Annotated in this window: 23 protein-coding genes; 15 read left to right on the top strand and 8 right to left on the bottom strand. The window is 54.6% G+C overall.

The genetic code is table 11. From position 1 onward, the window contains the following. Positions 1-16 precede the first annotated feature (16 nt). The 4 genes from eutC to eutR are packed head-to-tail and all read left to right on the top strand — an operon-like array spanning position 17 to position 3206. The gene (gene eutC / locus P2W74_RS06715) at positions 17-916 is read left to right on the top strand and encodes an ethanolamine ammonia-lyase subunit EutC (RefSeq protein ID WP_276294409.1); all 900 of its coding nucleotides are present in this window, start codon (positions 17-19) and stop codon (positions 914-916) included. A gap of 9 nt (positions 917-925) precedes the next feature. Further along, complete coding sequence (gene eutL / locus P2W74_RS06720) at positions 926-1585, top strand: ethanolamine utilization microcompartment protein EutL (RefSeq protein WP_203360482.1); 660 nt, start codon at positions 926-928, stop codon at positions 1583-1585. 11 nt (positions 1586-1596) lie between these two features. Beyond that, complete coding sequence (gene eutK, locus P2W74_RS06725; protein ID WP_192613000.1) at positions 1597-2103, top strand: ethanolamine utilization microcompartment protein EutK; 507 nt, start codon at positions 1597-1599, stop codon at positions 2101-2103. A 50-nt stretch (positions 2104-2153) separates the two neighbouring features. Next, positions 2154-3206 (top strand): HTH-type transcriptional regulator EutR, encoded by a 1053-nt coding sequence (eutR, locus tag P2W74_RS06730; RefSeq protein ID WP_276294410.1) that lies wholly within the window; start codon positions 2154-2156, stop codon positions 3204-3206. Positions 3207-3249: 43 nt separating this feature from the next. Here the strand turns inward: eutR and P2W74_RS06735 are convergent, their stop codons facing one another. The 4 genes from P2W74_RS06735 to amiA form a co-directional block, all read right to left on the bottom strand. Further along, positions 3250-4521 carry a DUF1963 domain-containing protein gene (locus tag P2W74_RS06735; protein WP_276294411.1) on the bottom strand — a complete coding sequence of 424 codons (1272 nt, stop codon included), beginning with the start codon at positions 4519-4521 and terminating at the stop codon, positions 3250-3252. A gap of 167 nt (positions 4522-4688) precedes the next feature. Further along, a complete protein-coding gene (locus tag P2W74_RS06740; RefSeq protein WP_276294412.1) occupies positions 4689-5738 on the bottom strand; it encodes an ankyrin repeat domain-containing protein in 1050 nt (349 codons plus the stop codon). Between the two features lie 60 nt (positions 5739-5798). Beyond that, complete coding sequence (hemF, locus tag P2W74_RS06745) at positions 5799-6698, bottom strand: oxygen-dependent coproporphyrinogen oxidase (RefSeq protein WP_276294413.1); 900 nt, start codon at positions 6696-6698, stop codon at positions 5799-5801. 2 nt (positions 6699-6700) lie between these two features. Next, complete coding sequence (amiA, locus tag P2W74_RS06750; protein WP_276294414.1) at positions 6701-7570, bottom strand: N-acetylmuramoyl-L-alanine amidase AmiA; 870 nt, start codon at positions 7568-7570, stop codon at positions 6701-6703. Positions 7571-7907: 337 nt separating this feature from the next. Here amiA and P2W74_RS06755 point away from each other — a divergent pair, with 337 nt between their 5' ends. The 4 genes from P2W74_RS06755 (at position 7908) to yfeX (ending at position 10402) form a co-directional block, all read left to right on the top strand. Continuing rightward, complete coding sequence (locus tag P2W74_RS06755) at positions 7908-8333, top strand: GNAT family acetyltransferase (RefSeq protein ID WP_276294415.1); 426 nt, start codon at positions 7908-7910, stop codon at positions 8331-8333. Further along, entirely contained in the window at positions 8320-8769 is a 450-nt protein-coding gene (locus P2W74_RS06760) for a DUF2919 domain-containing protein (protein WP_276294416.1), read from the top strand. Before P2W74_RS06755 ends, P2W74_RS06760 begins: the two co-directional genes overlap by 14 nt. A 60-nt stretch (positions 8770-8829) precedes the next feature. Then, complete coding sequence (locus tag P2W74_RS06765; protein WP_276294417.1) at positions 8830-9405, top strand: RpoE-regulated lipoprotein; 576 nt, start codon at positions 8830-8832, stop codon at positions 9403-9405. A gap of 97 nt (positions 9406-9502) precedes the next feature. Beyond that, positions 9503-10402: a porphyrinogen peroxidase gene (gene yfeX, locus P2W74_RS06770; RefSeq protein WP_276294418.1), complete on the top strand. Its 900-nt coding sequence runs from the start codon at positions 9503-9505 to the stop codon at positions 10400-10402. A gap of 139 nt (positions 10403-10541) precedes the next feature. Here yfeX and murP read toward each other — a convergent pair whose 3' ends face one another. Then, complete coding sequence (murP, locus tag P2W74_RS06775) at positions 10542-11966, bottom strand: PTS N-acetylmuramic acid transporter subunit IIBC (RefSeq protein WP_276294419.1); 1425 nt, start codon at positions 11964-11966, stop codon at positions 10542-10544. A gap of 5 nt (positions 11967-11971) precedes the next feature. Then, positions 11972-12868 carry an N-acetylmuramic acid 6-phosphate etherase gene (gene murQ / locus P2W74_RS06780; protein ID WP_276294420.1) on the bottom strand — a complete coding sequence of 299 codons (897 nt, stop codon included), beginning with the start codon at positions 12866-12868 and terminating at the stop codon, positions 11972-11974. A gap of 195 nt (positions 12869-13063) precedes the next feature. Between murQ and murR the strand changes: the two genes are divergently transcribed. The 7 genes from murR to cysM all read left to right on the top strand — a co-directional run bounded on the left by murR (position 13064) and on the right by cysM (position 19839). Next, positions 13064-13924, top strand: a complete 861-nt coding sequence (gene murR / locus P2W74_RS06785) for an HTH-type transcriptional regulator MurR (RefSeq protein WP_276294421.1) — start codon at positions 13064-13066, stop codon at positions 13922-13924. Positions 13925-14048: 124 nt separating this feature from the next. Then, positions 14049-14840 carry an SDR family oxidoreductase UcpA gene (ucpA, locus tag P2W74_RS06790; protein WP_203360491.1) on the top strand — a complete coding sequence of 264 codons (792 nt, stop codon included), beginning with the start codon at positions 14049-14051 and terminating at the stop codon, positions 14838-14840. Between the two features lie 157 nt (positions 14841-14997). Next, positions 14998-16014 (top strand): thiosulfate/sulfate ABC transporter substrate-binding protein CysP, encoded by a 1017-nt coding sequence (gene cysP, locus P2W74_RS06795; RefSeq protein WP_276294422.1) that lies wholly within the window; start codon positions 14998-15000, stop codon positions 16012-16014. After that, complete coding sequence (gene cysT / locus P2W74_RS06800; RefSeq protein WP_000458417.1) at positions 16015-16848, top strand: sulfate/thiosulfate ABC transporter permease CysT; 834 nt, start codon at positions 16015-16017, stop codon at positions 16846-16848. Further along, complete coding sequence (cysW, locus tag P2W74_RS06805) at positions 16848-17723, top strand: sulfate/thiosulfate ABC transporter permease CysW (protein WP_276294423.1); 876 nt, start codon at positions 16848-16850, stop codon at positions 17721-17723. Before cysT ends, cysW begins: the two co-directional genes overlap by 1 nt. Further along, a complete protein-coding gene (cysA, locus tag P2W74_RS06810) occupies positions 17713-18810 on the top strand; it encodes a sulfate/thiosulfate ABC transporter ATP-binding protein CysA (RefSeq protein ID WP_276294424.1) in 1098 nt (365 codons plus the stop codon). The genes cysW and cysA overlap by 11 nt, the downstream gene beginning before the upstream one ends. A gap of 117 nt (positions 18811-18927) precedes the next feature. Further along, the gene (cysM, locus tag P2W74_RS06815) at positions 18928-19839 is read left to right on the top strand and encodes a cysteine synthase CysM (RefSeq protein ID WP_276294425.1); all 912 of its coding nucleotides are present in this window, start codon (positions 18928-18930) and stop codon (positions 19837-19839) included. 32 nt (positions 19840-19871) lie between these two features. Here the strand turns inward: cysM and P2W74_RS06820 are convergent, their stop codons facing one another. Both P2W74_RS06820 and ptsJ read right to left on the bottom strand, forming a co-directional pair. Then, positions 19872-20588, bottom strand: coding sequence for a type 1 glutamine amidotransferase (locus P2W74_RS06820; protein ID WP_276294426.1), 717 nt, complete (start codon positions 20586-20588; stop codon positions 19872-19874). A gap of 13 nt (positions 20589-20601) precedes the next feature. After that, on the bottom strand, positions 20602-21897 hold the full coding sequence (ptsJ, locus tag P2W74_RS06825; protein WP_276294427.1) for a MocR-like B6 salvage transcription factor PtsJ: 1296 nt from the start codon (positions 21895-21897) through the stop codon (positions 20602-20604). Positions 21898-21941 lie beyond the last annotated feature (44 nt).

Below are 21941 nucleotides of genomic sequence, written 5' to 3' on the forward strand. Positions count from 1 at the left end.
GCGGGGATGACACACGATGGATCAAAAACAGATTGAAGAAATTGTACGCAGCGTAATGGCGTCAATGGGACAACCGCAGCCACAGGCATCCGCGCCGTTACCGGAAGCGAAATGCAGCACGACGCAATGTGCAGCCTCCTCTGCAGTGGAAAGCTGTGCGCTGGATTTAGGTTCGCCGGAAGCCAAAGCCTGGATTGGCGTTGAGAACCCCAACCGCGCTGATGTGCTGACAGAGCTGCGTCGCAGTACCGCTGCGCGCGTCTGCACCGGTCGTGCAGGTCCGCGTCCGCGTACCCAGGCGCTGCTGCGTTTCCTGGCTGACCACTCACGCTCGAAAGATACCGTCCTGAAAGAGGTGCCGGAAGAGTGGGTGAAAGCGCAGGGTCTGCTGGAAGTGCGTTCAGAAATCAGCGACAAAAACCTGTACCTGACTCGCCCGGACATGGGCCGTCGCCTGAGCCCGGAGGCCATTGAAGTGCTGAAGGCGCAGTGCCTGGCGAATCCGGACGTGCAGGTGGTGGTTTCCGATGGCCTGTCTACCGACGCCATTACCGCCAACTATGAAGAGATCCTGCCGCCGCTGCTGGCCGGGTTAAACCAGGCGGGTCTGAAGGTCGGCACACCGTTCTTTGTGCGCTATGGCCGTGTGAAGATTGAAGATCAGATCGGCGAAATTCTTGGCGCGAAAGTGGTGATTCTGCTGGTCGGTGAGCGTCCGGGGCTGGGGCAGTCGGAAAGTCTCTCCTGCTACGCCGTGTATTCACCGCGCGTGGCGACGACCGTTGAGGCTGACCGTACCTGTATTTCCAACATTCACCAGGGTGGCACACCGCCGGTTGAAGCGGCCGCTGTGATTGTAGATTTGGCAAAACGTATGCTGGAGCAGAAAGCCTCCGGCATCAACATGACCCGTTAAGGAGACATCATGCCAGCATTAGATTTAATTCGACCCTCGGTCACCGCCATGCGTGTGATTGCCTCCGTTAACGCTGAGTTTGCACGGGAACTTAAATTACCGCCGCATATCCGTAGCCTCGGACTCATCACTGCAGACTCTGATGATGTGGCATATATTGCCGCAGATGAAGCCACTAAACAGGCCATGGTTGAAGTGGTGTTCGGTCGCTCGCTGTATGCGGGCGCCGCACATGGCCCGTCACCGACGGCCGGTGAAGTGATGATCATGCTGGGCGGCCCGAATCCGGCGGAAGTGCGCGCCGGGCTGGATGCGATGGTCGCCAACATCGAAAGCGGCGCGGCGTTCCAGTGGGCGAACGATGCCGAAAACACGGCATTCCTCGCGCATGTGGTTTCACGTACCGGTTCGTATCTTTCGGCGACCGCCGGGTGTCGACTCGGCGATCCGATGGCCTATCTGGTGGCACCGCCGCTGGAAGCGACATTTGGGATTGATGCGGCGCTGAAATCTGCCGATGTACAACTGGTGACCTACGTGCCGCCGCCGTCAGAAACCAACTATTCAGCGGCGTTTCTGACCGGCAGCCAGGCCGCCTGTAAAGCTGCCTGTAACGCGTTTGCCGATGCCGTTCTGGATATTGCCCGTAATCCAGTACAGCGCGCGTAAGGGAGGTTTCCATGATCAATGCACTGGGATTACTGGAAGTGGAGGGCATGGTCGCCGCTGTTGATGCTGCGGATGCCATGCTGAAAGCCGCCAACGTGCGTCTGCTCAGTCACGAAGTGCTCGATCCTGGCAGGCTTACGCTGGTGGTTGAGGGGGATTTAGCGGCGTGTCGCGCGGCGCTGGATGCCGGAAGCGCTGCCGCACAGCGAACAGGTCGTGTTATCAGTCGCAAGGAAATCGGGCGGCCAGATGATGACACCCAGTGGCTGATCGGCAGTTTTAAGCGCCAGCCAACACCCTCTGTGAAACCGAAAAAGACGCCAGATGAGCCGGTGGCGTCTGAATCTCTGGAGGAATTGCTGGCGCAGTTGGCAACAATACGTCAGGGAATGACGGCAGGGGAGGTGGCGGCGCACTTTGGCTGGCCACTTGAAAAAGCCAGAAACGCGCTGGAGCAGCTCTTTTCTGATGGGACGTTGCGTAAACGCAGTAGTCGCTATCGTCTGAAGAACGAATAACCTGTCGGAGGCGCCGGGGGCTTCGGTGAAGTTCCCGGCCTTAAAAGATCATGAAAAAGACCCGTACAGCAAACTTGCATCATCTTTATCATGAAGTGTTGCCCGAAGACGGTAACTTTACGCCGAAGGTCGAGGTGGACGCGGTTCACCAGCGACGGACAACGGATGTGTATGAACACGCCCTGACGATTACCGCCTGGCAGCAGATCTATGATCAGCTAAATCCTGGCAAATTTCATGGCGAGTTCACGGAAATCCTGCTGGATGATATTCAGGTATTCCGTGAATACACCGGTCTGGCGTTACGCCAGTCTTGTCTGGTCTGGCCAAACTCATTCTGGTTTGGCATTCCGGCGACACGCGGCGAGCAGGGCTTTATTGGTTCTCAGTGCATTGGCAGCGCGGAGATTGCGACCCGACCAGGGGGAACTGAATTTGAGTTGAGCACGCCGGACGATTACACCATTCTTGGGGTGGTCATCTCCGAAGAGGCCATTACACGGCATGCAAACTTTTTACATAACCCGGAACGGGTGCTGCATATGCTGCGTAACCAGTCGGCGCTGGAGGTAAAAGAACAGCATAAAGCGGCGCTGTGGGGGTTCGTGCAGCAGGCGCTGGCGACCTTTAGCGAGAATCCTGGCAATCTGCATCAGCCCGCGGTACGTAAAGTGCTGCGGGATAATTTGTTGTTGGCGATGGGGACGATGCTGGAAGAAGCGCAGCCGATCATAACGGCGGAGAGCATCAGTCATCAGAGCTATCGACGGTTGCTTTCGCGCGCGCGGGACTATGTGCTGGAGAATATGTCAGAGCCGCTAACCGTACTGGATTTATGCAATCAACTGCATGTGAGCCGTCGTACGCTGCAAAACGCCTTTCACGCGATTTTAGGCATTGGGCCGAATGCGTGGTTGAAGAGGATCCGCCTGAATGCGGTGCGTCGTGAGTTGATAAGCCCCTGGTCGCAAAACGTCACGGTGAAAGACGCTGCGATGCAGTGGGGGTTCTGGCATTTGGGGCAGTTTGCCACCGATTATCAGCACCTGTTTGCCGAGAAACCGTCGCTGACGCTGCACCAGCGGATGCGCCAGTGTATGTAACCTGTGTGCCGGATACGTGAAGCGCTATCCGGCATTAACGCAGTTAGCTTTGCTGATAAGACGTCGCCGTAGTCCGGCAATCCGGGCAGATGAATGCGTAAAGCATCCCTTCACCGTATTGTTCAATATCGGCATAATCTAGCTGCGCGAGAAACATCATCGTCCGGGAACATTCCGGGCAATGAGGATAAAGCGCATCCTGAATCCAGGTTGGATGCCCACCCAGTTGTGAAAAGGATGTCGGTAAAAAGGGGTCTGCTGCAAAAAGGGGAGATCTTGTATTCCCCAATTGCATGCCATTAATTGGCAGTCGGCGCCACTCCTGGACATCTTCTGGTAACCAGGACGGCGGTACATTTTTTGGGGACAAATGAGCGCAGCCGAGTGAATCAACGTAGCCGAAAACGGTGCTGTAAGCGGTGCAGCACTCACAGGTCACGACACGAATGATATCGGTCACGGGTTCAGTCAGGAGACCAGCAGCTTTCAGGTCAACTTCAAATAGATTTGCCAAAGGCAATGTGCAATGCGGACAGGCATCGCTGTGTTCACCCGCGACGCGCAAAACAGCAGAAGATGCGGCAGTTTGCTTCACCAGATGAAAACACTGAGAAAAATAGAGATTGCGCCTTTGGCCTTCAGCGGTTAATTCCCAGCCTGCCACATGCGCATATTCTTCTGGCGCAACGTACAGTGAATTGCGCCACGGCGGCGGGTTTTGACGCCACCGGGCAAAACGTTCGACGACGGCGTCATCCCCCATCCATGCCAGGCATTGAAGGATCTCATTTCTATTTTCCGCATCCACCTCGACCCGCTGTAATAGCGTATCGCGCACATCCGGGGGCGCGCGATGGAAAGGCAGAGGATAATCGCATTCAAAATCCTCATCCTGGACCCATTCTCTTAAACACGCATCCAGGTTCGCGTGGGTAAATGCGGCAAGATAAAGGCAGATTTCCTGAGCTTGCGTATATTGACCCGACTCAAAGCGTGACATGGCATACTCTGCCATGCGGCGGGCTTCTGCGGGTTGTAGCTGCTGGTAAAGCACATCGGTTGGGATGGGGCAAGGCTGCCAGTCGATTAACGGATCGTGTTTCCGCGGCTGATGAATAATTTTCAGCATTTCAACCGGATCGCCCACTCCTGCAAATGCATTCACGGTTTTCTTATTTTTTCGGATAAATTCATCGTGCTCGCGTTTCTTTTGGGCATGAATGCAGGGCATGCAATATCCTTGTGTACGCGCTGCGGTTTCCGGAAGAATACAGTTTAAGCAATCAGGATTTTTACAGGGAAGGCGCTCGCTCATTGGGTTTTGCTCCACGCGTGTAATGACATGCTAATAGTTCATCGTTATAGGTTAGAACCTATCCCAATAGGATTTTATTCCAGACAATAATGCCGCATGAAATGGGTGTTATCCTGGCAGTGGCAGAATGCGATATAAGCGCTCTGAACTTTGTAAAAATCGCTGCGTTATCGAAGGTAAGCAACCGCACCTAACGGGATGGGCTCAGGGTTGTTCAGTACCCAGATAACAGCCAGTTCAGCGAGTCGTGTCAATGATTCATCTGCCATAGTAACGTCGGCTTTGATTATCTGTCGGGCCTCTTGCGACTGGCCTTCGTTAAGCGGCATACCTGTTTGAAAGTATTGAGGCAGGGCAGCCAGCATGTCGCGATAATTAGTATCCCAGTTGGCTCCACCGTTTCGCTGAAGCTCGTCACTGATTTTTCCCGTTATTCTGATCGCTTCCCCTTGGACGGTTTTCGCTGCGCCGCTTGAAGGAACCAACATTGACCAAAGTGTTGCATATTGCTCATTCCATGTACCGGGAGCAAGTACGATCGGCGAAAAACCATCATGGATGATTCGTTGCACAACGGGCTGGGTGCCAAAAATTTCATATAACTGCGTCAGGGCAGCGTCGGTATCGGGGAGTAATTCCCGGTTGAATTTTTCTCGATGAAACTCGAAGTTTTCACCCATTCGCGTGACGGATGTTCGCATTTTTTCCGTAATGGGCGTACCTGCTTTTACCAGCAGGGCAGCAATGGGCGCTAAGTTTCGAATGCCTGCATTATTTGCTGCCGCCAGCGCTTTCTCAAGCGGTGTTTCGCCCCGATCATTTTGGATGAGAACACTGGCGCCGTGGTTAAGCAATTGCTGAACCATGTTCAACGATTTGCAGGCGGCTAGATGCAGGGGCGTATCGCCATACTGGTCGCGGGCTTCTGTATCTGCGCCCAGTTCCAGAAAAATAGCCAAATCACCGCTGAACCGCATCGCGTGTTGATGAAGCGGGGTACGTTGATAGCGATCCCACTTATTAATATCCGCCCCTTTTTCAACAAGCCAGCGAACAAGTTCATCTGGAATAGCGGAAAAACTCAGCGCGACATCTTTATTATCACCGTTCGTGGCATCCAGTTCGCATTTATCAAAAACGGCTTTTAGTTTAGCTACGTTCCCTTCCTGTATTAATTCCCGAAAATCTTTCGGTAGGGCTTTCAGTTTTTTGTCCATGTGTTCCCTCACTCTCTGTTTGGTATATACCCAACATACTCCAATATGTTTACCGCAGGACTATACCCAATCGCGTACCTGAATAAACTCGCTTAAGGCGGCTTCCGGGCTGTCGGCTTCTGGTTGCCAGTCATATTCCCAGCGAACCAGCGGCGGCATCGACATCAAAATGGATTCGGTGCGCCCGCCGGTCTGCAAACCAAACAACGTTCCTCTGTCCCACACCAGATTGAATTCCACGTAGCGCCCGCGACGATAGAGCTGGAAGTTCCGCTCACGTTCGCCCCAGGTCATCGTTTTGCGGCGCTCGACGATCGGCAAATACGCATCGCTATACCCTTTACCGACTGCCTGCATAAAGGCAAAACAGCGGTCGAAATCCGGCGTGTTCAGGTCGTCAAAGAACAGCCCGCCAATACCGCGCTGTTCGTTGCGGTGTTTGAGGAAGAAGTAGTCGTCGCACCATTTTTTATAGCGTGGATAAACGTCATCGCCGAACGGCTGGCACACATCGCGCGCCGTACGGTGCCAGTGAAGGGCATCCTCTTCAAAGCCGTAGAAGGGCGTGAGATCAAACCCACCGCCAAACCACCAGACCGGGTCCGCCCCGGGTTTCTCTGCAATGAAAAAGCGTACGTTGGCATGGCTGGTTGGAATGTACGGGTTGAGCGGATGTACTACCAGCGAGACGCCCATCGCTTCAAAGCTGCGCCCCGCCAACTCAGGACGGTGTGCGGTAGCGGACGCGGGCATCGCATCGCCGTGAACATGGGAAAAATTGACGCCCGCCTGTTCAAATATTCCACCGCTGCGCAACACCCGACTGCGTCCGCCGCCGCCCGCTTCACGCTGCCAGTTGTCTTCAACGAAGCTGGCGCCATCGACCGCTGACAATTGCTGGCAAATATCATCCTGCAAACTCAGCAGGAACTGTTTCACGCGTTGTGCATCGGGTTTCATGGTTAACGTTTCTTCGAGTGGGCTTTCTGGTTATCGAACCAGTGAAAATAGCTGATCACGCCGTTGGCGATGGCGGTGGCAATTTTTTGCCGGAATGCGGCTGTGCCCAACAGGCGTTCCTCTTCCGGATTGGTGATAAAAGAGGTCTCAACCAGCACTGACGGAATTGACGGTGATTTTAGCACCACGAACGCGGCCTGCTCTGTACTGCGCGTGTGCAGACGATGCACGGGTTTGATCTTCCGGAGAATATGCGACCCCAGCGTCAGGCTGTTTTTAATGGTGTCCGTCTGTACCAGGTCGAAAAGCACCTGCTGCAACAGATGATCTTTGTCGGTGGTTTTCTTGCCCGCGACTTCATCGGCGCGGTTCTCGCGATCGGAGAGGTATTTCGCCATGGCGCTACTGGCGCCGCGATTGGAAAGTGCGAAAACAGACGCGCCAGCGGCAGACGGGTTGGTAAAGCCATCGGCGTGAATGGACATGAACAGGTCAGCGCCGTGTTTGTGGGCAATCTCAACGCGATCGTATAACGGAATAAACGTGTCGCCGCTGCGGGTTAAACGCGCATCAATCCCCTGACCACGCAAGATTGAACGGACGTTTTTGGCGATAGCCAGTACCACGTGTTTCTCTTTCGAACCGTTGCGGCCAATGGCGCCGGTGTCGATTCCTCCGTGGCCGGGGTCGAGTACGACAACACGTCTGGCCCCTGCTTTTTTGGCTTTCGGCTTACTGTGGCCGTTGCTGGTTTTCAGCGGTTCTTCTTTGGCGATGGCGTTCGACATGCCTGACAGCGTCAGGGCAGCCAGCCCAGCTTTCAGCACCTGGCGGCGCGATGTGAGAGTTTTTAGTGGTTTAAAAGTGCTCATACGGCCTGAGTTGTAATAAAAATAAGTTCCAGATGTACCCGTCATACTTCAACTTGCATGTGCGTTGGCTGCGTTCGCTCACGCCAGTCACTGACTTTAGTCAGCTCCTGAAGATTCACTCACTTGCCACCTTCCTGCAACTCGAATTATTTAGGGTATATATATCGTACCGTGTAATCCGTTACGACTGTTCAGGATGAGAATTGTTTTACGTTTCATTTCAATACGTGACAATGCGCTATTATGCCATTTTTTTCGCCGCTTCGCGTCAGATATTGGCTAAATCAGACGATCGCGCCATAATCACAGTTTTTAACCCTAAAAGGTAACTCATACCATGGAGATACGCGTTTTCCGCCAGCAAGATTTCGAAGAGGTGATCACTCTCTGGGAGCGCTGCGATCTGTTGCGTCCATGGAACGATCCGGAAATGGATATCGAGCGTAAGGTGAACCATGACGTCAGCTTGTTCCTGGTCGCTGAGGTGAACGGCGAAGTTGTCGGCACGGTGATGGGGGGATACGACGGGCATCGCGGTTCGGCGTACTATCTTGGCGTGCATCCGGAGTTTCGTGGTCGTGGCATCGCCAATGCGCTACTGAACCGTCTGGAGAAAAAGCTGATTGCGCGCGGCTGCCCGAAAATTCAAATCATGGTGCGGGACGATAACGACGTCGTGCTGGGCATGTATGAGCGCCTGGGCTACGAGCACAGCGATGTGCTGATTTTGGGTAAGCGTTTGATTGAAGATGAAGAGTATTGAGTTTCATCCTGGCGATTATGATAGTCACGGACGTTTGCGCCTGCCTTTTCTGTTCTGGTGCGTACTGTTGCTACAGGCGCGTACCTGGGTATTGTTTGTGATTGCGGGAGCATCCCGTGACCAGGGCAATACGCTGCTTAATCTGTTTTATCCCGATCACGATTCTTTTTGGCTGGGGCTAATCCCTGGCGTACCCGCCGTGCTGGCGTTTTTACTCAGCGGGCGGCGCTTTGCGTTTCCGGTTCTGTGGCACGGATTTCGCGCGCTTTTGATTTTAGCCCAATCGGTGCTGCTTTGTTGGCAACCGGTATTATGGTTGATGGGGGAGCCGGTCAGCGGCGTCGGACTGGCGCTGGTCGTGGTGGATATTATCGCGCTTATCTGGCTGGTGACCCATCGGCGTTTACGCGCCTGTTTTGCCATTGAAAAAGAATAACGGCACTTTTTAACGAAGCTGGACTCCAACCAACGTTGATTAATAAAGAAAGGAAGTGAGATGAAATCGCTGCGTTTGCTTTTATGTGCGATGCCGCTGGCGCTGACCGGCTGTTCGACGCTCTCGTCTGTAAACTGGTCCGCCGCAAATCCGTGGAACTGGTTTGGATCATCGACGGAAGTCACCGAACAAGGCGTTGGAACATTAACGGCGTCCACCCCGCTTGATGAAAGCGCCATTGCCGACGCGCTGGATGGCGACTATCGCCTGCGTAGCGGGATGAAAACGGATAACGGCAATGTCGTACGTTATTTCGAGGCGATGAAGGGTGACAAAGTGGCGATGGTGATCAACGGCGACCAGGGAACCATCAGCCGGATTGCTGTATTGGACAGTGAGATTCCGGCACACACCGGCGTTGAGATCGGTACACCGTTTAGCGACCTTTACAGTAAGGCGTTCGGCAACTGCGCGTTAGCCTCTGGTGACGATAGCAATGCTGTAGAGTGTAAAGCGGAAGGAAGTCAGCATGTTAGCTATGTTTTTTCTGGCGAATGGAGCGGTCCTGAAGGGTTGATGCCCTCTGATGACACTCTGAAAAACTGGACGGTGAGCAAAATTATCTGGCGTCGTTAATTTGCGTCTGAACAAACCGCCCCGCAGAAAATACGGTTACAATAGCCCCCATCAATAATGCCACCCAGTCGTGGCATTCTCATATTCAGGAGGAATAATGTCTCAGGTTCAGAGTGGCATTTTGCCAGAACATTGCCGTGCGGCGATTTGGATTGAAGCCAATGTTAAAGGGGAGGTTGATGCCCTGCGTGCGGCGAGCAAAGCGTTTGCCGACAAACTGGCAACCTTCGAAGCGAAATTCCCGGATGCGCACTTAGGCGCCGTCGTGGCTTTCGGCAACAACACCTGGCGTGCCCTCAGCGGTGGCGTCGGCGCAGAAGAGCTGAAAGATTTTATCCCTTACGGTAAAGGTCTGGCGCCAGCAACGCAGTACGATGTGCTTATCCATATTTTGTCCCTGCGTCATGACGTGAATTTCTCCGTCGCGCAGGCGGCGATGGAAGCCTTTGGCGACTGCATTGAGGTGAAAGAAGAGATCCACGGTTTCCGTTGGGTAGAAGAGCGTGACCTCAGCGGCTTTGTCGATGGTACTGAAAACCCGGCTGGCGTTGAGACGCGACGTGAAGTTGCGGTCATTAAAGACGGCGTTGATGCGGGCGGCAGCTATGTGTTCGTTCAGCGTTGGGAACACAACCTGAAGCAGCTCAACCGCATGAGCATCCACGATCAGGAGATGATGATTGGCCGCACCAAAGAAGCCAACGAAGAGATCGACGGCGACGATCGTCCGGAGACCTCTCACCTGAGCCGCGTGGATCTGAAAGAAGAAGGTAAAGGGCTGAAAATTGTCCGTCAGAGTCTGCCGTACGGGACGGCCAGCGGCACACATGGCCTCTATTTCTGCGCCTACTGCGCGCGTTTGTACAATATCGAACAGCAGTTGTTGAGCATGTTCGGCGACACCGACGGCAAACGCGATGCCATGTTGCGCTTCACCAGACCGGTCACCGGCGGCTATTACTTCGCGCCGTCACTGGATCGTTTGATGGCGCTGTAAGTCGCTAATTGCTTTGCATGTGCTGAAAGGCCAGTCAGTGATGTCACTGACTGGCCTTTTTGTTATTCACGTTTCAGCGTGGTGCGGGGGTATAACTGACGGCAAGCAGGGAAGCAAAGCGTCAGGTGATTGCCATTTTTTAATCCAGATCCACGTTACGGCAGCCAAAGAGAACCGTAAAAATAAAACCGCTCGTCCAGGAAATCAGTATGCCGCCGGCATACACCGCCATTGCAGGGAGGATGCCTTGCGCAGAGGTCATTAATGGCAGGGCCACCAGACCGGAGGGACCAAAGGCGCTGTTTAACCCCATCGGCAGACCGGACCAGGCCACCAGACCGATAAACAGACCTCCGGCAGCGCCGCCGAAGCAGGCGGTGATAAAGGGTTTCATTCGCGGCAATGTGACGCCATAAATCAGCGGTTCGCCGACGCCGAGTAAACCTGGAATGATCGCGCCGCGAACCTGGCTGCGTAACGTGCTGTGTTTTTCTGCCCGCCAGTAGAGCGCCAGCGCGGCCCCGACCTGACCCGCGCCCGCCATAGAAAGAATTGGGAACAGGCTGTTAAAACCCTGACTGCTCATTAACGCCAGATAGACGGGAATAAACCCCTGATGCACGCCAAAGACGACAGAAATCAGAAAAAGCCCGGCGAGGACGGCACAGCCCAGCGGATTGCTGTTGAGATGGATAAAGAGCCACGACATCCCTTCGAACAACCATCCGCCCAGCGGCATAATCACCAGATAAGCCAGAATGGCCGTGATCACCAGAGTTAGCATGGAGGTCAGAAGCATATCCAGATCGTCAGGCATAAAACGGCGAATCAGACCTTCAATGCGCGCGCTGGCCCAGGCGGCGATCAGGACGCCAATAATGTTGCCGCGCGGGTCTATCGTCAGCCCGAAGAAATCCTGAAGACCGGAGTAATAACCCGTGGTGGCGCTCGGGTTGTATCCCAGCAAGAACAGCGAAGCGATGATTGCACCGTTAACCCCTGTGCCGCCAAACGCCTGCGCCGCGTTGTAACCAATAAGAATGACCAGAAAGGTAAAGAGTCCTTTGCTGAAGACTTTCATAAAGTTCAGCGCATCGGGAAGCGTGCCGGTCGCATCGGCCGGGACGTGCATCACGGTGCCGAGGAGCGTTGCAATCCCGAGTAACAGACCTGCAGCAATAAAACCGGGGATCAGCGGGGTGAAAATAGTGGCAAACTTTGACAGAAATTGCTGAATCCCGGATGTCTGCTTCGCTTTAATCTGGCGTTTGTTCTGCGCAGCGATTTCCGCAGCCTGCGGGGTCACCGTTTCGCCAAGCAACACGTTCATGGCATCTGCCGCGCGTTGCGCTTTACCCGGGCCAAAAATAACCTGCACCTGGTCATCAGAGAGCAGGACACCTTTCACGCCTTCCAGCGTTTTGATGGCGGGATCAATCAGACTGCTGTCATGCACTGACAGCCGCAAGCGGGTCATACAGTTGCCGCATTTGGAAATATTAGCGGCACCACCGACCCGGTCGATGATGGTATTCAGGAGTGCGTTGCTGATGTCTTTTGCCATTCGCGTTACTCCTCTTCCAGTGCCCGGCGAATGAAGCCGCCATGTTGCTCAAGCCGTAATCTGGCTTCTGTTGCATCGAGGTTTTTCAGCAGCATGATAATGGCGGTTTTGCAGTGACGCGCACACGCCAGCAGCGCGTCCTCGGCTTGTTGCTCAGTACAGCCTGTTGCATTTTTGACGATATTGACCTGGCGGGCATTCAGTTTTTCATTGGTGGCGACAACGTCCACCATCAGATTTCCGAATACCTTTCCTGATTTAATCATCAGACCGGTCGAAAGCATGTTGAGTACGAGCTTTTGCGCGGTGCCAGCTTTCATCCGAGAAGAACCGGTGACCACTTCTGCGCCGACCACGGGGGTGATGGCCAGCTCCGCGGTTTTTGACACATCGCTGCCCGGATTACAGGAGATCCCGATCGTCCGGCAACCGATTTTACGTGCATATTCCAGTCCGGCAATGACATACGGAGTACGACCGCTGGCAGCGATGCCAACAACCACATCGTGGTTGTTCAAGGCGAGGCTTTTCAGGTCATTGATGCCGAGTTCCCGGTCATCTTCTGCTCCTTCAATTGCGTGCTGTAGCGCGCGATCGCCGCCAGCAATCACCCCCACGACGATTCCGGGGGCCACGCCGTAAGTCGGGGGGCATTCACTGGCATCAAGGACTCCCAGGCGGCCTGAGGTGCCTGCGCCTGTATAAATCAGACGTCCGCCAGCGCTGACCTGAGCCGTAATCATATCAATGGCCGCTGCGATTTCTGGCAGCACACGCTCTACCGCAAGGGGAACGGTTTTATCCTCATTATTGATGATTTGGCACATCTCTACTGTAGATACACGGTCAATTTCTGCTGAGGCGCGGTTCGCCCCTTCGGTAATCATCTTTTCAAGTTGCATGATGCGGGCTGCCTTACAGGTTCGTTGTTACCCCAGGATATAACTGGAATCATATATTTCATAAAATTAAACACAATGAGAATCATTGAGTCACAGCGCGGAGTGTGAGGACAATCAAACTCTGATGGCCTTTATGGTATGCTGCGCTGACGGTTTGGAATTTTTGATTCCATGATGACGGGGAGCTGGAGCGATATGTTTTATCTGACGAAAATGCGCAATGCAGAGGGAGAATTCACGGAAAATGAGCAGAAAATTGCCGGGTTTCTTTTGGCGAACGTCAGTGAGCTGAAGGCAGTCTCTTCCCGTAGCATGGCAAAACAGCTGGATGTGAGTCAGTCCAGTATCGTGAAATTTGCCCAGAAGCTTGGGGCAAAAGGCTTTACTGAACTCAGAATGGCGTTGATTGAAGAGTACAGTATCAGCCGGGAAAAAAAGCATGATACGGCGCTGCATCTGCACAGCACCATTACCAGTGAAGACAGCCTGGAAGTTATCGCCCGCAAACTTAACCGGGAAAAAATGTTTGCCCTTGAACAAACCTGCAGTCTGATGGATTTCGCTCGCCTGCAAGCGGTCATCGGGGCGATCAGCAAAGCCAGTCTCATTCAGATAACCGGAGTAGGCGGTTCCTCCCTCGTAGGACGGGATTTATCGTACAAGCTCATGAAAATTGGCTATCGCGTTGCCTGTGAGGTGGATACCCATGTTCAGGCAACGGTCGCGCAGGCCCTGCAAAAAGGGGATGTGCAGATAGCGATCTCCTACAGCGGTTCGAAAAAGGAAATCGTGTTGTGCGCTGAAGCGGCGCGTCAACAAGGGGCCACCGTTGTTGCAATCACATCACTGAGTGATTCGCCGTTACGCCGCCTGGCGCATTACACGCTGGACACGGTATCCGGGGAGACCGAATGGCGAAGCTCTTCCATGTCAACGCGAACCGCGCAGAATTCAGTGACCGACCTTCTCTTTATCGGCATGGTACAGCTTAACGACGTTGAGTCCCTGCGCATGATCGAACGCAGTAGCCAACTGATTAAGCAGTTGGGTAAATAGCGCGCTGATTTTTTACTTAAGATTTACCTGAATTAGTGAGCTGTTCCGCAGCACTTATTTGTTATTGCTGTATTTTCAGTGTTAATGGAGTGTAAGGCTCTGTATTCAAATGGAGAACATTGAAATGGGTAAACTCACGGGTAAAACAGCACTGATTACGGGCGCGTCACAAGGTATCGGCGAAGGGATCGCCAGAGTGTTTGCCCGCCATGGCGCGAACTTAATTTTGTTGGACATCTCCGATGAGATTGAAAAACTGGCGGACGAGCTAGGGGGCCGCGGTCATCGTTGTACGGCGGTTCATGCTGATGTCAGGGATGCCGCCTCTGTCGCGGCAGCCATTGCCCGCGCAAAGGCGACGGAAGGTAAAATTGATATTCTCGTCAACAATGCGGGCGTTTGCCGGTTAGGTAACTTCCTCGACATGAGCGAGGAGGACCGGGATTTACATATCGATATCAATATTAAAGGTGTCTGGAACGTCACAAAAGCCGTACTGCCCGAAATGATCGAGCGCAACGACGGTCGCATCGTGATGATGTCTTCCGTGACGGGCGATATGGTTGCCGATCCGGGCGAAACCGCCTATGCCTTATCCAAAGCTGCACTGATCGGTCTTACCAAATCACTGGCCGTGGAATTCGCGCAGGCGGGGATTCGTGTGAATGCGATCTGTCCAGGCTACGTGCGCACCCCGATGGCGGAAAGCATTGCCCGGCAGTCCAATCCGGATGATCCAGAGTCCGTGCTGACCGAGATGGCGAAAGCGATCCCGATGCGCCGCCTGGCGAGCCCGCTTGAGGTCGGTGAGCTTGCAGCCTTCCTGGCATCCGATGAGTCCAGCTACCTGACGGGGACACAAAACGTCATTGACGGTGGCAGCACGTTGCCGGAAAGCGTCAGCGTCGGGGTCTGATTGACACGCCTTACCTCCTCACCGTCGGTGGGGAGGTGTTCTCTTATTCTCTTTTCAACTTTCAAATCATCAAACGGTATATAAAACCGTTACTCCTTTCACCCTGGTTATAAATATGATGGCAAATAGAAAGTCATTAAATTTATAAGGGTGCGCAATGGCCGTTAACTTACTGAAAAAAAGAACCCTGACGCTGGTAGCGTCTCTGTTACTGGCCACGCAGGCGCAGGCAACGGAGCTGCTGAACAGTTCATACGATGTTTCCCGCGAGCTGTTTGCCGCCCTGAACCCACCGTTTGAACAGCAATGGGCGAAAGACAACGGCGGCGACAAGCTGACGATTAAACAATCTCATGCCGGGTCATCAAAACAGGCGCTGGCGATTTTGCAGGGCCTGAAAGCCGATGTCGTCACTTACAACCAGGTGACGGATGTGCAGATCCTGCACGATAAAGGCAAGCTTCTCCCGGCGGACTGGCAAAGCCGTCTGCCGAATAACAGCTCGCCATTCTATTCAACGATGGCGTTCCTGGTGCGCAAGGGCAACCCGAAGAACATCCACGACTGGAATGACCTGGTGCGCACTGACGTGAAACTGATTTTCCCGAACCCGAAAACCTCCGGTAATGCGCGTTATACCTATCTGGCGGCCTGGGGGGCGGCGGATAAAGCCGATGGCGGCGATAAAGCCAAAACCGAGCAATTCATGACCCAATTCCTGAAGAATGTTGAGGTGTTTGACACCGGCGGTCGCGGCGCAACCACCACCTTTGTTGAACGCGGACTGGGCGATGTGCTGATCACCTTTGAGTCGGAAGTGAACAACATTCGCAAACAGTATGAAGCGCAGGGCTTTGAAGTCGTGGTGCCGAAGGTGAATATCCTCGCCGAGTTTCCTGTGGCGTGGGTCGATAAAAACGTGCAGGCCAACGGTACAGAGAAGGCGGCGAAAGCGTATTTGAACTGGCTCTACAGCCCTGAAGCGCAGACCATCATTACTGATTTCTACTACCGCGTGAACAACCCGGACGTGATGGACAAGCTGAAAGACAAATTCCCGCAAACCGAACTGTTCCGCGTGGAAGATAAGTTTGGCGCCTGGCCTGCGGTGATGAAAACCCATTTTGTCAGCGGTGGCGAACTGGACAAACTGCTGGCGGCGGGGCGTAAGTAAATGTTTGCCGTCTCCTCCAGACGCGTGCTGCCCGGCTTTACCTTAAGTCTGGGCACCAGCTTGCTGTTCGTCTGCCTGATTTTGCTGCTGCCGCTCAGTGCGCTGGTGATGCAACTTTCTGAGATGAGCTGGGCGCAGTACTGGGAAGTGATCACCAACCCGCAGGTGGTTGCGGCCTATAAAGTCACGCTGTTGTCGGCCTTCGTGGCGTCGATCTTTAACGGCGTGTTCGGCCTGCTGATGGCGTGGATCTTAACCCGCTATCGCTTCCCGGGACGTACGCTGCTGGATGCATTGATGGATCTGCCGTTTGCCCTGCCAACGGCGGTCGCTGGCCTGACGCTGGCGTCGCTGTTTTCGGTCAACGGTTTTTACGGCGAGTGGCTGGCGAAGTTTGATATTAAGGTCACCTATACCTGGCTCGGTATTGCGGTGGCGATGGCGTTTACCAGTATTCCGTTTGTAGTGCGTACGGTGCAACCGGTGCTGGAAGAGTTAGGCCCGGAATATGAAGAAGCGGCAGAAACACTCGGTGCCACGCGGTTGCAGAGCTTTCGTAAAGTGGTGCTGCCGGAGTTATCACCTGCGCTGGTGGCTGGCGTGGCGCTCTCTTTTACCCGCAGCCTGGGAGAATTCGGCGCGGTGATTTTTATCGCGGGCAATATCGCGTGGAAGACCGAAGTGACATCGCTGATGATTTTTGTTCGCCTGCAGGAGTTTGATTATCCGGCGGCGAGCGCAATCGCGTCGGTGATCCTGGCCGCATCGCTGTTACTGCTGTTCTCGATTAACACTCTGCAAAGTCGCTTTGGTCGACGTGTGGTAGGTCACTGATGGCGGACGTTACTCAATTAAAACGCTATGACGCGCCCCGCATTAACTGGGGGAAATGGTTGCTGATTGGCGCGGGCATGCTGGTGTCCACGTTTATTTTGCTGGTGCCGATGATCTATATCTTCGTGCAGGCATTCAGCAAAGGATTGATGCCGGTATTACAGAATCTGGCCGACCCGGACATGCTCCACGCCATCTGGCTGACCGTGCTGATCGCATTGATTGCCGTGCCGGTCAACCTGGTGTTCGGCGTGTTGCTGGCCTGGCTGGTGACGCGCTTTAACTTCCCGGGTCGCCAATTGTTGCTGACGCTGCTGGATATCCCGTTTGCCGTCTCGCCGGTGGTCGCCGGTCTGGTGTATCTGCTGTTCTACGGTTCTAACGGACCGCTGGGCGGCTGGCTGGATGAGCATAACCTGCAAATTATGTTCTCCTGGCCGGGCATGGTTCTGGTCACTATCTTCGTCACCTGCCCATTTGTGGTACGTGAACTGGTGCCGGTGATGCTAAGCCAGGGGAGCCAGGAAGATGAAGCGGCGATTTTACTCGGCGCTTCCGGCTGGCAAATGTTCCGCCGCGTGACGCTGCCGAACATCCGCTGGGCGCTGCTGTACGGCGTGGTGCTGACCAACGCCCGTGCGATTGGCGAGTTTGGCGCAGTGTCGGTGGTCTCCGGCTCGATTCGCGGTGAAACCCTGTCGCTGCCGCTACAGATTGAATTACTGGAGCAAGACTACAACGCTGTCGGCTCCTTTACTGCCGCCGCGTTACTGACGCTGATGGCGATTATTACCCTGTTTTTGAAGAGCATGTTGCAGTGGCGCCTGGAAAATCAGGAAAAACGCGCGCAACAGGAGGAAAATCATGAGCATTGAGATTGCCAATATTAAGAAGTCTTTTGGTCGCACCCTGGTGCTGAATGATATCTCACTGGATATTCCTTCAGGTCAGATGGTGGCTCTGCTGGGGCCGTCCGGTTCCGGAAAAACCACGCTGTTACGGATTATCGCCGGGCTGGAACATCAGTCCAGCGGCCATATTCGCTTCCACGGGACGGACGTCAGCCGCCTGCATGCCCGCGATCGTAAAGTCGGTTTCGTGTTCCAGCACTACGCGCTGTTCCGCCATATGACCGTATTCGACAATATCGCCTTTGGCCTGACGGTGCTGCCGCGTCGTGAGCGCCCGAATGCGGCAGCGATTAAAGCGAAAGTGACAAAGTTGCTGGAGATGGTGCAACTGGCGCATCTGGCGGACCGCTTCCCGGCGCAGCTTTCCGGCGGGCAGAAACAGCGTGTGGCGCTGGCGCGCGCGTTAGCCGTGGAACCACAAATTCTGTTGCTTGATGAACCGTTTGGCGCACTCGACGCTCAGGTACGCAAAGAGTTGCGTCGCTGGCTGCGTCAGCTGCATGAAGAGCTGAAATTCACCAGCGTCTTTGTGACGCACGATCAGGAAGAAGCCACCGAAGTGGCGGACCGCGTGGTGGTGATGAGCCAGGGGAACATTGAGCAGGCCGATGCGCCGGATCAGGTATGGCGCGAGCCTGCGACCCGCTTCGTACTGGAGTTTATGGGCGAGGTGAACCGCCTGCAGGGGACGATCCGTGGCGGGCAGTTCCACGTTGGGGCGCACCGCTGGCCGCTCGGCTACACGCCAGCATATCAGGGCCCTGTCGATCTGTTCCTGCGCCCGTGGGAAGTGGACATCAGTCGCCGTACCAGCCTTGACTCACCGTTGCCGGTACAGGTGCTGGAAGCCAGCCCGAAAGGCCACTATACCCAATTAGTTGTGCAGCCTCTGGGGTGGTACAACGAACCGCTGACGGTGATCATGCAGGGTGACGATGCGCCGGTACGCGGCGAGCGCCTGTTCGTTGGGTTACAAAATGCGCGGTTGTATAACGGCGAACAACGCATCGAAACGCGCGAAGCGGAGCTTGCTCTGGCTGAATCGGCCTGATAGGTTAATTCGTATGTTTATCGCCCGGTGGTGCTGTACTTACCGGGCCTACGGTATTGTCGTCACTTGTCGGCCGGGTAAGCGCAGCGCCACCCGGCTTTTTTATGAGCAGAAAACGTGAATACATTAGAACAAACCATCGGCAACACGCCGCTGGTTAAATTACAACGTCTGGGGCCGGACAACGGCAGCGAAATTTGGCTCAAACTGGAAGGCAATAATCCGGCAGGCTCGGTAAAAGATCGCGCCGCGTTATCGATGATTGTCGAGGCGGAAAAGCGAGGTGAAATCAAACCGGGCGACGTGCTGATTGAAGCGACCAGTGGCAACACCGGAATTGCACTGGCGATGATTGCCGCGTTGAAAGGCTATCGCATGAAGCTGTTAATGCCGGACAACATGAGCCAGGAACGACGCGCCGCCATGCGCGCCTACGGTGCTGAGCTGATCCTGGTCACCAAAGAGCAGGGGATGGAAGGGGCGCGGGATTTGGCGCTGGAAATGGCGAATCGCGGTGAAGGCAAACTGCTGGATCAGTTTAACAACCCGGATAACCCGTACGCGCACTACACCACCACCGGTCCCGAAATCTGGCAACAAACGTCCGGGCGGATCACCCATTTCGTCTCCAGTATGGGGACGACCGGCACCATTACCGGCGTGTCGCGTTTTCTGCGTGAGCAAGAGAAACCGGTGACGATTGTGGGGTTGCAGCCTGAAGAAGGCAGCAGTATTCCGGGTATTCGTCGCTGGCCGGCAGAATATATGCCGGGGATTTTCAACGCCTCGCTGGTGGATGAAGTTTTAGATATTCATCAGGATGACGCCGAAAACACGATGCGTGAACTGGCGGTGCGTGAAGGTATTTTCTGCGGCGTCAGTTCCGGCGGCGCGGTGGCAGGGGCGCTGCGCGTGGCAAAAGCGAATCCTGGAACCGTGGTCGTAGCGATCATCTGCGATCGCGGCGATCGCTATCTGTCGACCGGGGTCTTTGGCGAAGAGCACTTCAGCCAGGGAGCGGGAATCTAAGAACATCGCCCGGCAATGGCCGGGCACGTCGGTTATTTGCGGTGCTTCTCGACCAACAGGTCGAGGAACTGCCACAGTTTTTCATTCATTCCCCGGTAATTCCATTCACGCATTTCCTCGTTTGAGCGAATAAAGCGCTTCCCTTTGGCTTCTGCCAGTTCCTGTTCGGAATGCTGAATCAGTCCTTCAACCGCGTCGGCGGTAAACTCCATATGGCACTGGAAACCATAAACAAAATTACCGTACTGCACGATTTGCCGTGGGCAGCCTGTGCTTGTGGCAAGTACCGTTGCCTGGTCGGTTAACCCCGGCATGTCGTTGTGCCAGTGACCGACCATCAACGGGGAGCCAAAGTGGGCAATCAACGGATGCTGTTGACCTGCTTCGGTCAGCGTAATGGGATAATGACCAATCTCTTTTTCCGGGCTCTGACAGACTTTTGCCCCCAGCGCCTCGCCAATCAGCTGTGAGCCTAAACAAATCCCCACCACAATCCGTTGTGCGACAATGGCCTGGTTGATCAGATGCTGCTCGGCCAGTGAGTCAAAATGTGGGCACTCGGCAAGCGTGGTGCGCGGTGACTGCGGGCCGCCAAAAACCACCAGCATATCGAAATCATCGGCATTCGCGGGAATGGGTTCTCCGCTATAGACGCGAGACCAGGAGATGGCGTAACCACGTGCTTCTGCCCATTGCAGATAGGCTCCGGTTGATTCGAACGACTCATGAACAACAAAATGAACTCGCACTTGTATTCTCCTGTTAGCGTTTCAGCGCCTGATGAATATCAGCCGCCAGTGTGTTGATGTCGCTGTCGCTGAGTGTCGACAGCGTAATGCGCAGGCCGTGGGCTGGCGTATTCACGGCAAACACTTCACCTTCACGCACCAGCCATCCTGATTTTGCCAGTTTAAACGCAACCGTCTGACTTGCGTCATGCAGCGGTAGCCACAGATTCAGGCCGTCGCCGGGAGAGACGGAATCAATGCCCTGATGGCGCAATGCCGCCGCCATTTTTTGCTGCACAGAAGCATAAAACTGCCGGGTATGACGAAGCGATTGCTGGTAGTCCTCGTCGGTCAGGCAGGCGCAGACGAGATCCTGCAACAGATGGCTGACCCACTGACTGCCTGAATTCAAGCGTAAACGAAGCTTCGCCGAGGTGGCCGCGTCGCTGCAAACGATAGCGAGGCGCAGGTCCGGGCCGAGCGTTTTCGACATGGAACGCACCACGGCCCAATGTTGCGTTTCACGGGCAATGACCGGATACCAGGGAGATGAAGACAGCAGGGCGAAGTGATCATCGACAATTACCAGCACTTGCGGATAGCGAGCCAGAATGGCGTGTAACGCCGACGCGCGTGATGCGCTCAGGCTGCATCCTGTTGGGTTGTGCGCCCGTGGAGTCAGAATGACCGCTCTTGCCCCTTTTTGCAGAGCCTGCTCCAACCCTTCCGGCTGCATGCCTTCGCTATCGACATGCACGGGAGCCGCGCTAAATCCGGCGTAACGCAGCATGCTGATACTGCTTAAAAAGCAGGGATCTTCCACCACCACACTGTCACCTGGCAGCAGATGCGCGCAGAGCAGGCGCTCAATCGCATCAATGGCACCGCTGGTAATATCGATTTCGCCAGCGTGAGGGGTCGCATTCTGCATCCAGTGTGCAGCCCATTTCTTGAGTTCAGGAGACACTGCCGCATCACCATACAGACGTGGCGACGTGTTTATCGCTGTGAAGTAGCGGCTAAGATCGGGTAGGCGCTGAGGATCAGGGTTACCACCGGAGAGATCGGTCAGCGGTGTTCCAGGATTGCTCCCTTCGAGCGCGACAGGTGATGGAGTGCCTTTGATCACCGTCCCGTTGCGTCCAAGGCTGACGGCCAGCCCGGAGGTGACCAGCCGCTTGTAAGCCGCCGCGACAGTATTGCGGTTGATCTCCAGCGCGGTCGCCAGTTCACGGACCGGCGGCAGCGTTTCGCCTGGCGTCAATTTGCCACTTGCGACATGTTGGCGAATATTGTCAAAAATTTCGTTGGCGGTTTTTCCGTCGATCATTATTGACCTATGACAAAATGAATTTTAGCATATGACGATAATAG

Source organism: Citrobacter enshiensis, from assembly GCF_029338175.1.
Classification (GTDB): Bacteria; Pseudomonadota; Gammaproteobacteria; order Enterobacterales; family Enterobacteriaceae; genus Citrobacter_D; species Citrobacter_D enshiensis.